The organism is Streptomyces sp. NPDC059455, from assembly GCF_042750115.1.
In the GTDB taxonomy this organism is placed as follows: domain Bacteria; phylum Actinomycetota; class Actinomycetes; order Streptomycetales; family Streptomycetaceae; genus Streptomyces; species Streptomyces endocoffeicus.
Map to the genome: position 1 here is coordinate 14,225 of NZ_JBHYVB010000002.1, position 9,765 is coordinate 23,989.

Here is a 9,765-nt window from a genome sequence, read left to right on the forward strand (position 1 = left end):
CGGTGTCAGAGGATCGAGCCGGGAGCGTAGGCGGCGGCCTCCGGGCGCTCCTTGACGATCTCCTCGATCCTGGCGACCACCGCGCCCACCTGGTCCGCGGCCGCGCCCGTGAAGGAGAGCTTGTCGTCCATCAGGGCGTCCAGCGCGGCCCGGTCCAGCGGGATCCGTTCATCGGAGGCGAGCGAGTCGAGCAGTTCATTGCGCTCGGCGCCCCGCTCGCGCATCGCCAGCGCCGCGCCCACCGCGTGCTCCTTGATCGCCTCATGGGCGACCTCGCGGCCCACCCCGGCCCGTACGGCGCCCATCAGCACCTTCGTGGTGGCGAGGAAGGGGAGGTAGCGGTCCAGCTCACGGGCGACGACGGCGGGGAAGGCGCCGAACTCGTCGAGCACGGTCAGGAAGGTCTCCAGCAGCCCGTCGAAGGCGAAGAACGCGTCCGGCAGCGCGACCCGGCGCACCACCGAGCAGGAGACATCGCCCTCGTTCCACTGGTCGCCCGCCAGTTCGCCGGTCATCGAGGCGTAGCCGCGCAGGATCACCGCGAGGCCGTTCACGCGCTCGCAGGAGCGGGTGTTCATCTTGTGCGGCATCGCGGACGAGCCGACCTGGCCGGGCTTGAAGCCCTCGGTCACCAGCTCGTGCCCGGCCATCAGCCGGATGGTCTTGGCCAGCGAGGACGGGGCCGCGGCCAGCTGCACCAGCGCGGTGACGACGTCGTAGTCCAGCGAGCGCGGATAGACCTGGCCGACGGAGGTGAACGCCTGCCCGAAGCCCAGGTGGGTGGCGATCCGCCGCTCCAGCTCGGCCAGCTTCGCCGCGTCGCCGCCGAGCAGGTCCAGCATGTCCTGCGCGGTGCCGACCGGGCCCTTGATGCCGCGCAGCGGATAGCGGCCCAGCAGGTTCTCCAGCCGCTCGTACGCCACCAGCAGCTCGTCCGCCGTGGTGGCGAACCGCTTGCCGAGCGTGGTGGCCTGCGCCGCGACATTGTGCGATCGCCCGGCCATCACCAGCTCGGCGTGGTCGGCGGCCAGCTTGCCGAGCCGGGCCAGCACCGCGACCGTACGGTCCCGAACCAGCTCCAGGGAGAGCCGGATCTGGAGCTGCTCCACGTTCTCGGTGAGGTCGCGGGAGGTCATGCCCTTGTGGACGTGCTCATGGCCGGCGAGGGCGTTGAACTCCTCGATGCGGGCCTTCACATCGTGGCGGGTGACCTTCTCCCGTTCGGCGATCGAGGCCAGGTCGACGGTCTCCAGGACCCGCTCGTAGTCGGCGAGGGCGGCGTCCGGCACCTCGATTCCGAGGTCCTTCTGGGCACGGAGCACGGCGAGCCACAGCCGCCGCTCCAGCGTCACCTTGTACTCGGGGGACCACAGGACGGCCAGCTCCGTGGAGGCGTAGCGGTTGGCCAGGACGTTCGGAATGCGCGGCTTACCAGTCACGTGCACAGAGTTTACATATCGTCCACGGCGGTTGTTCACGTCCACACAGTCCGAGAACGTCCAGGTCGGAGGCTCTCAGGCGAGTACGACGCGAACAGTGTGTGAGACGACTGTGAGATGTGTGGCGACTGTTCTGGGCTGACGCGCGCGTTCTCGTTGCGGAGTGTTCACCTGATCTGGCGGAACCGGCTCACCGACGCCGACCGGCGGGCCCTGTCCCCGTTGTTCTGGGCCCACGTGAACTCTACGGCTGGTTCGAGCTGGACATGAACTCCCACCTCGCCGCCGCCGCGGCGGCCACAGTGCCCGGCCCCCGCACCGCGCCCGAGGCGGAAACCGCCCGGTCGGCGGCGGACGGTGCGGCCGGGTCGGCATTCTGGAGACCCGTGCCCCGGCGTCGCCAGCGGGCGGCTGGATCGTTGACCTCAGGTGAGGCGGCGGGCCGGGAAGGCCCCGATAGCCCACCTCACCCTGCCCCGGCCTTGGTGCGGCGGGCGGTAGTGACGGCCAGGAGGGCCAGGGCGAGGACCTGGATGACCACGACCACGGTGATCAGCACGGGGATGGAGTAGCCGTACAGGCCGCCGGTCAGCGCACCACCGGCGAGGCTGGCGGCGCCGACGACGCCGGCGAAGATGCCGTAGGCGGTCGCCCGGCGCCCGGAGGGCACCAGGTCGGCCACCATGGCGCGCAGGGTGGATTCCTGGATGCCCATGGCCGCGCCCCACGCCAGCGAACCGGCCGCGGCCACCGCGATCGTGTTGGTGAAAGCCAGGGCGGCGACCGTGGCGGTCAGTACCGGCAGGGCCACCAGGACGCGGGGGCCGTGCCGGTCGTACAGCCAGCCGGTCGCGAGCGCGGCGACGGCATCGACGGCCATGGCGCCGGCGTAGAGCACGGGCACCCAGGCGGTGGTCAGCAGGTGGCGTTGGACGAGGTGGTAGGAGAGCACGCCGAAGGTGGCGAACCCGGCGGTGGTGGCGGCGGTGAACGCCGCATACGTCCAAAACGTCGTCGGCAGGCGGCCCGCCGGTGCGGCTGGCGGCGTCTTCGCAACCGCCTCACGCTCGTACGCCTCAGGGTCGGGGACGCGGGAGCGCAGCCAGACCAGCAGTCCCAGGGCCGCCACGCCGGGCACGGCCAGGACGCCCAGAGCGGGGGCGTAGTCGTCGCCGGTGAGCGCGAGCATCCCGGCTACGAGCAGCGGGCCCACGAGGGCGCCGATCTGGTCCATGGCCTCGTGGACGGCGAAACCCTTTCCGCGTCCGGTGGCCGCGGTGGCGTGCGAGAGCAGGGTGTCCTTGGCCGGAGAGCGCACCGCCTTGCCGACTCGCTCGGCGATCACCAGGACGCAGGCCGCCCACAGCACCCCCGCCACACCCAGCAGCGGCACCGAGACCGCCGTCAGCGCATACCCGGCGATCGCCAGGCCCCAGAAGCGGCGGGTGCGGTCCGCAAGCGGCCCGGAGACCAGCCGCAGCCCGAGTGCCGCCGCCTCACCGGCGCCTGTGACGACGCCCACGACCAGGGAAGATGCGCCCAGTGAGGCGAGCAGGGGGCCGGTGACGGAGCGGGCGCCTTCGTAGACGAAGTTGGCCAGCAGGCTGACCGCACCGAACCACACCACGAACCGCCACGGCCGCATCCCCACCGGTCTGCCCACCGCGGTCTCGACCCCGGTGACCGGCTTCATGCCCACACCGCCTGCGCGAAGGCCGTGCCGACGAACGCGGCACCGAGCCCGGCGACCACGCCGGCGATCACGTTGGCCGCGGCGAAGAGGCGCGCCCTGTCCTCGGCCAGGCGCAGCGTCTCGTAGGAGAACGTCGAGTAGGTGGTCAGCGCCCCGCACAAGCCGGTGCCGAGCACCATCTGAAGGGAGTGGGAGGCGGCGCCGTAGGTGACCGCACCGGAGAGCAGGCCCAGGATGAGGCAGCCGGTGACGTTGACGGCGAAGGTGCCCCAGGGGAAGACGGTGTCGTGCTGGGTCTGTACGGCGCGGTCGGTCAGGTAGCGCAGCGGCGCCCCGGCCGTCGCGCCGGCCACCACCAGCAGCCAGTTCACCGGGCCCTCCCCTCCTTGTGGCGTCCGGCGTAGCGGATGACCTCGCACTCGTCGAGGATCACCAGCCCCTCGGTGACGAGTTCGTCGAGCTGGGGCAGGAAGGCACGGATGCGGGCCTCCTCGTCGACGATGACGATCGCGACCGGAAGGTCCTCGCTCAGCGACAGCAGGCGGCTGGTGTGGATCAGGGAGGAGGCGCCGAAGCCCTCGATGCCTTTGAACACGCTCGCGCCGGCGAGTCCGGCCCGGTGAGCGCGGTGGACGATCTCGCTGTAGAGCGGCTTGTGGTGGAAGGTGTCGCACTCCCCGATGAAGATCGTCACCCGTAGCGCGGAGCCGTGCAGCCGTGTCATGTCGTCCTCCAGGAGATCAGGCGGCGGGTGGTCGCAGCCGCCGCCCACACGGCCGCGAGCGTGGCGAGCAGGGTGGCGGCCAGGTAGGCCAGGCCGGTGCGGGCATGGCCGCTGTGCACCAGGTGCTGGATGTCGACGGCGTAGGTGGAGAAGGTGGTGAAGCCGCCCAGCACGCCGGTGCCGAAGAAGGGCCGCACCAGTCGGTGCGCGGCCCACACATCCGAGATGATCACCATGAACACGCCGATCACCGCGCACCCGACCGCGTTCACCAGCAGCGTGGTCCAGGGGGAAGGCGCCGACTGGAGTGGGCCACAGCAGGGAGGCTCCATAGCGGGCGGTGGCCCCCAGCGCGCCGCCGACCGCTACCACCGCGATCACGGGCACGGGTGTCTGCCCTCGGGCCGGCTCGTGGCGCTGGGCAGGCACCGACAGATCGATGTCGGGATCCGTGGGCTCGATGGCCCGGTCGCGTGGGGTTTCCATCGCCGGTTGGTCTCCTACTCGTGTGGCGCCCGGGCATGCGGGCACATCTGGTCACAAGTAGGGACTGTTGGCGGCACCGGTGCCGCGGTTCGGGTACGGCGAGTCCCACCACCGCGCAGCGGCCACACAGGCTGCCGCAGACCACCAGCCTACCGGCCCGCCGCCCGAGGCCAGCGGACTGGCTTCGTTCACGACTTTGACAAGCGCAGTGTTGCGCTCTGAAGGCCGTTGTCAGTCGGTGGGGGTGTGGCCCGCGCGGTGGAGTCCGGTGAGGCGTGACAGGGCGGCGAAGCCGTCGTCGGTGCCGGGCCAGTGCGCGTGTACGGCGTCGATCCCGGTTCGGCGTACGACGGAGCGCAGAGTGAAGGCGACGATGATGGCGTCGTCGGCGTAGCCGATCACCGGCAGGAAGTCGGGGATCAGGTCGATGGGCAGGGCCAGGTAGACCATCAGCGCGCCGAGGCGGATCCGGACGCTGCGGGGCAGGGTCTTGTCGGCGGCCAGGCGGCGCAGGAGGCGGACCAGGTTCGGCAGGAGCCGTACGGCTTCGCCCAGGAGGGCGCCCTTGGGGCGGATGACGAGCAGGGCGATGAGCAGGGCGAGCCAGGTGGCCAGCAGGCCGGCGGCGATTGCGAGGAGTATGTCCCACCACATGTGATGACCTTGTTTCTATTCGACTGCGCGCAGCGTCGCTGATGCGGGCAGCGCGCTGGTCGTGGCCTGGTCGGCGGGGTGGGTGTCGGCCTGTGCGGCGAGGGCGGCGTTCTCGAAGGCGGTCAGCGCCGTGCGGCACCGTTCGACCGCTTCTCGGGCCATGACGTGGCCAGGGGCGCCGAAGTAGTCGCGGGCGGCGATCTTGGCGAGCCACTTGTCGAACCGTTCCAGGTCCGCCTCGGACTCCTCGACCTCCGCGTAGGTGGCGTTGCCCCGGGCGGTCTCCTTCTCCAGCTCGGCCAGGAGTCCGGGGGCGCGTTCGACGACTTCGCCGTACTCGGTGTCCCGCTCGGCGTTGAACTCGGCCACGAGCTGGGCGTACTCGGCGGGGTCGGTGACGTCGACGGTCAGCTGGCGGGCAGTGCCGCCGTCGGCGCGCACGGAGGCGAGCAGACGCGCGACCTGGCGGCGCACCAAGTCACGGTCGGGCAGCAGGCACGCCGACTGCTGGAGGTAGAGCGCGCCCAGGGAGCGCAGCTTGCGCCAGACCCGTACGCGGGTGGCCGGCGGGGCGTCGGCGGTGCTGACCGTCACCAGCAGGAATCGGTCCTGCGCTACGACCGTCTCGGCGTTCATGTAACGACCGTAACATTCATCCTGAGACGCAGAGGAGACCGACCTCGCCCACCCTGCTACCGGACCCAGAGACCGCCAGCCAGAGGATCACTGACAGCTACATTTCCCCTGGGGGCAGAGGTAGGAGTCCGGGGCCTCGATCCCCGCGAGTTCGCGGAAACTGAAGGTTCTTCAGCGGGAACCCGAGGGTCTGCGGGTGCCATTGTCGGGGGTTGACCCGTGGGTTCGTGGCGAACACGCGGGATCGGCTTCGAGGTCGGCTTGGAGAAGTTGCCGGGCCGAGTCCGCGTAGCGGATGGCGGTCTTCTCGTCGATGCCGAAGACGAGCGCGAGGTGGAGCGGGTCGGCGCCGTGGGTGAGGGCCTCTTCGAGTTGGCGGTCGACGCGGAGCCGTTCCAGGGTGGCGGTGAGGTTGCGGTTGGCCCGGGTGGTCCAGAGTTTGCCGGCCGGGCCGAGTTCGACGGCGGTCTTCTGGGTGATCAGCAGATGAGGGTTGGCCGTGTTCGGCCAGCGACTGCGGCGGTGGCTGAGCCAGTCCAGGACAGCACGGTGGGTGAGGTCGTCGAGTGGGCGGACGTGACCGCCGACGGTGATGCGCCGGTTGCCCAGGTCGATGTCCTCCAACTTCATGGTGCGGATCATCTTCGGCCGTGCCGCGTGAACGGCGGCAAGGGCGACGATGAGCCGGACGTCTGGGGTGCTGGCGGTGGCGATGGCCTCGTCGATGTCCTGTGGGGTTCCAAAACAGGGCCGCCGCACTGACCTGCGAACTTATCCGGCCCTTTCATACTCATTGATAAGTCCTCCGAGAACGGGTCGACGCTTGATCCGTTCTTGCGAGAGGTCGGCGATGGGAAGGTCGGGTCGGGGCGGTTTGAGTTGGCGTCCGCGGTGGGGTCTTCGCCCGTTGTAGTGGCGGGCGTATTCGTTGAGCGCGGTGCGAAGGTGGCGCCGGCCGAGGATGAGCATGCGATCAGTAACCTCGGAGCGGAAGGTGAGTACGAATCGTTCCGCGTACGCGTTCGCGCGGGGGCTGCGCGGAGGGATCTTCACGACCGTGATGCCGGCGCTGGCGAGGACGGCGTCGAACGCATCGGTGAACTGCCCGGCCCGGTCCCGCACCAGGACCGTGAACTCGGAGGCTCGGTCGCCCAGTTCCATGAGGAGGTTGCGTGCCTGCTGGGTGGTCCAGGGGCCGTCGGGATGGGAGGTGGTGCCCAGGATGTGTATGTAGCGGGTGCCGACCTCGATCGCGAAGAACACGTAAAGGCGTCGCAGGGTGAGGGCACAGTCGATGTGGAAGAAGTCGACGGCGAGCATGGTCGATGCCTGGGTATGCAGGAACTGTCGCCATGTCGTGTCGGTCTGCCGTTTGGGTGCTGGCGGTATGTTCAGATGTTTGAGGACTCTGCGGATGGTGGAGGCACCGATGCGGTGACCGAGCCCCATCAGCTCGCCTTGGATCCGCTTGTACCCCCAGGACGGGTTCTCTGTTGCGAGCCGTTCGATGAGCGTGGCGATTGCTTCGTCGAGAGGAGGGCGGCCGACCTTGTGTAGATAGGTCCATTTTCGTGCCACCAGGCGGCGGTGCCAGCGCAGGAGCGTGCCGGGGGTAACCAGTCTCTGTGCGCGCAGCTTTCTCGGCAGAAGACGGACGAGAGCGGTGAGGATCGCGCGGTCCGCCCAGGTCAAGCGCGGCCTCGGAGTGCTGCGGCGCAGCACGGCTACCTCATGGCGGAGCACGAGTAGCTCGACGTCCTTGGATGCGGAGGAACGGCCGAGTAGCACGAACCAGCTGAGTAGCCGAGTGGCGAGCAGGTAGAGCAGGCGCAAGGACACAGACTACGATCCTGCCCGATCAGTGAGGCTCCATCGATCTTTGCTGGTCGCGAGGCTTGGCCATAATTATGGAACCCCACAGGGGGAGGCGATGTAGGAGGGCGGCCAGCAGTGCACGGTCTGGCCAGGTCAGCTTCCGTTTGTCGGTCTGTCGCTGCAGCACGGTGAGTTGGTGGCGTAGCGCCAGGATCTCGGCGTCTTTGTCGCGCTTTCCTCTCGCCGCCCACCACACTGCGCCGCTGACCGACCTGAAAACCCCACGACGGCTGCCCCGGACCCGTGTCCTTGGCGGCCTGATCAATGAGGACAGATACGCAGCATGACCAGCAGTGACGTGTTTCTGAACGGCACACGACACGCTCAGAGATTGCCTGTCCATGCGCGTGATGATTGCTCTTGGTGAGGGCCTAATCCTGGGCCGGGCTCACCGTCTGTGTGATCGACTGGGACGAACCCAGGAAGCGCGCGTCACCGTTGTACTGGGCGGTCACGGTGTGCTCCCCGGATCCCAGTGAACTGCTGACCAGCATGGCTTTCCCCTGGCCGGTCAGCGGGACGGCCACGGTACCGCCGCCGGCGCCGCCGAGGATGAAGGCCACCGAGCCCGTCGGGAGACCCGCGCCGGGTGGCATCGGGGTGACCGTGGAGGTGTAGGTGACCGACTGGCCGGGCGTCGAGGGGTTGGGCGACGAGGTGAGGGAGACCGTGGTCCGGGCCTTCTCCACGGTGAAGGTCACCGACCCCGACGAACCGGTGAAGTTGACGTCACCGAGGTAGGTGACCGCCACCGTGTGGGTTCCCACGGGGAGGCCGAAGATGGTCACCGTGATGGCACCGTCGGTCGGCGTGAAGGTGAGGTTCGCGCCCTCGATGGTGTACCGCACCGTCCCGGCGGCGGTTCCGGCGCCCGGCGTGACCGCGCTCACGACGGTGGTCACAGTCACCGTCTGACCGAAGACGGTGACGTGCGGATCCGCGGTGACCGCCGTCGTGGTGTCGGCCCGGCTCACCGTCTGGGTGGTGGTACCGAAGGAACTGTCGGCGTTGTCGTCACCGCTGTACGTGGCCGTGACCGGGTAGGACCCCGCGGGCAGGCCGGGCACCTGGACCGTTGCCGTGCCGGTGGTGCCCAGGGGCGCGGTGAGCGAGGGGCCACCGGTGATGGCGAAGGTCACCGACCCGGTGGGGGCGCCCGCACCGGGCGGTACGACTGCGACCACAGCCGTCAAGGTGACCGGCTGGCCCGTAACGGAGGGGTTCGCCGAGGAGTCGACTCTCGTGGCCGTCCGGGCCTTGCCCACGGTGTGGGTGCCGGTTCCGGTGGAGCCGGGGATGCCCGGAGCGCCGTTGTAGACCGCGGTGATGGCGTGGACGCCGACGGCGAGATCGCTGGTGGTGAGGGTGGCCACCCCCGACGCGTCGAGCGGAATCGTGACCGTGGGACGGCCGCTGATGGTGAAGGTGACCGTGCCGGTCGGCGTCCCGGCACCCGGCGGGCCGGTGACGGTCGCGCTGATCGTGACGGCTTGACCGAAAACTGATATCGCGGGCGAAACGTTCACCGCGGTGGTGGTACTGGCCTGGGTGACGATGTGGGTGTCCGTGCCGCTGGAGGGGTTGGTGCGGGTGTCGCCCTCGTAGACGGCGGTGATGGAGTGCACCCCCACGCCGAGGGAGCTGGTGGTGACGGTGGCGGTTCCGGTGGCGTCCAGCGTACGGGTCAGTGTGAGGCCGCCGACCCCGCCGACGACGAACGTCACGGTTCCGGTGGGAACGACCGCTCCTGGCGGACTGGCCGTCACCCGGGCGGTGATGGTGACGGTCTGTCCGGACGAAGAAGGATCGGGCGAGGAGGTGACGGCCGTCGTCGTCGATGCCTTGACGACGGCATGGACAGTGAGCCCGCTGGAGCCGGTGAAGTTGGCGTCGCCGCCGTAGGTGGCCGTGACCGTATGCGTGCCGGTCGCCAGAGCGCCGGTGGTCACCGTGGCGATGCCGCCCGCCTCCACGGTTCCGCTGAGGGTGGGGCCGCCGCCGATGGCGAAGGTGACGCTCCCCGTCGGCGTGAACTGCGACGGGCCGAGCGGGGTGACGGTGGCGGTGAACGTGACCACCTGGCCGACCACCGAGGGGTTCGGCGCCGACGTCACCAGGGTTGTGGTAGCGGTCATGATGTGGGCCTCTCACGCCGGCATCGATCGATCAGGCCAGTTGTCGCCGTACGACGGCCCCACCGCGGCGTGACACCGTTCCGCTGTCGAGCTGACCTGCGCCACAAAGGTGGTGGCTTACCG

At 69.6% G+C, this 9,765-nt stretch carries 9 protein-coding genes and 1 pseudogene; all 10 read right to left on the reverse strand.

All coding sequences use genetic code 11. The annotated features are described in order from the left end of the window. Positions 1 to 5 precede the first annotated feature (5 nt). The 10 genes and pseudogenes from purB to ACFXB5_RS00980 all read right to left on the reverse strand — a co-directional run bounded on the left by purB (position 6) and on the right by ACFXB5_RS00980 (position 9,642). Entirely contained in the window at positions 6 to 1,439 is a 1,434-nt protein-coding gene (purB, locus tag ACFXB5_RS00935) for an adenylosuccinate lyase (RefSeq protein WP_385201139.1), read from the reverse strand. A 466-nt stretch (positions 1,440 to 1,905) separates the two neighbouring features. Then, the gene (locus tag ACFXB5_RS00940) at positions 1,906 to 3,132 is read right to left on the reverse strand and encodes an MFS transporter (RefSeq protein ID WP_385201141.1); all 1,227 of its coding nucleotides are present in this window, start codon (positions 3,130 to 3,132) and stop codon (positions 1,906 to 1,908) included. Further along, entirely contained in the window at positions 3,129 to 3,503 is a 375-nt protein-coding gene (gene crcB / locus ACFXB5_RS00945; RefSeq protein ID WP_385201143.1) for a fluoride efflux transporter CrcB, read from the reverse strand. Before crcB ends, ACFXB5_RS00940 begins: the two co-directional genes overlap by 4 nt. Continuing rightward, positions 3,500 to 3,856 (reverse strand): DUF190 domain-containing protein, encoded by a 357-nt coding sequence (locus tag ACFXB5_RS00950; RefSeq protein WP_385201145.1) that lies wholly within the window; start codon positions 3,854 to 3,856, stop codon positions 3,500 to 3,502. Before ACFXB5_RS00950 ends, crcB begins: the two co-directional genes overlap by 4 nt. Then, positions 3,853 to 4,342: pseudogene (locus ACFXB5_RS00955) on the reverse strand (fluoride efflux transporter FluC). Before ACFXB5_RS00955 ends, ACFXB5_RS00950 begins: the two are co-directional and overlap by 4 nt. A gap of 231 nt (positions 4,343 to 4,573) precedes the next feature. After that, positions 4,574 to 4,996, reverse strand: a complete 423-nt coding sequence (locus ACFXB5_RS00960; RefSeq protein WP_385201147.1) for a YkvA family protein — start codon at positions 4,994 to 4,996, stop codon at positions 4,574 to 4,576. Between the two features lie 15 nt (positions 4,997 to 5,011). Further along, entirely contained in the window at positions 5,012 to 5,632 is a 621-nt protein-coding gene (locus tag ACFXB5_RS00965) for a Chromate resistance protein ChrB (RefSeq protein WP_385201149.1), read from the reverse strand. A 171-nt stretch (positions 5,633 to 5,803) separates the two neighbouring features. Then, positions 5,804 to 6,262 (reverse strand): hypothetical protein, encoded by a 459-nt coding sequence (locus ACFXB5_RS00970; RefSeq protein WP_385201151.1) that lies wholly within the window; start codon positions 6,260 to 6,262, stop codon positions 5,804 to 5,806. Positions 6,263 to 6,403: 141 nt separating this feature from the next. Beyond that, on the reverse strand, positions 6,404 to 7,471 hold the full coding sequence (locus ACFXB5_RS00975; RefSeq protein ID WP_385201153.1) for an integrase core domain-containing protein: 1,068 nt from the start codon (positions 7,469 to 7,471) through the stop codon (positions 6,404 to 6,406). Positions 7,472 to 7,878: 407 nt separating this feature from the next. Further along, on the reverse strand, positions 7,879 to 9,642 hold the full coding sequence (locus tag ACFXB5_RS00980) for an Ig-like domain repeat protein (protein WP_385201155.1): 1,764 nt from the start codon (positions 9,640 to 9,642) through the stop codon (positions 7,879 to 7,881). Positions 9,643 to 9,765: the final 123 nt, after the last annotated feature.

Bases quoted from the DNA above. Each gene is read 5' to 3' on its own strand.
- ACFXB5_RS00940 (WP_385201141.1), bottom strand. From the start codon at position 3,132: ATGAAGCCGGTCACCGGGGTCGAGACCGCGGTGGGCAGACCGGTGGGG.
- ACFXB5_RS00950 (WP_385201145.1), bottom strand. From the start codon at position 3,856: ATGACACGGCTGCACGGCTCCGCGCTACGGGTGACGATCTTCATCGGG.
- ACFXB5_RS00960 (WP_385201147.1), bottom strand. From the start codon at position 4,996: ATGTGGTGGGACATACTCCTCGCAATCGCCGCCGGCCTGCTGGCCACC.
- ACFXB5_RS00965 (WP_385201149.1), bottom strand. From the start codon at position 5,632: ATGAACGCCGAGACGGTCGTAGCGCAGGACCGATTCCTGCTGGTGACG.
- ACFXB5_RS00970 (WP_385201151.1), bottom strand. From the start codon at position 6,262: ATGAAGTTGGAGGACATCGACCTGGGCAACCGGCGCATCACCGTCGGC.
- ACFXB5_RS00980 (WP_385201155.1), bottom strand. From the start codon at position 9,642: ATGACCGCTACCACAACCCTGGTGACGTCGGCGCCGAACCCCTCGGTG.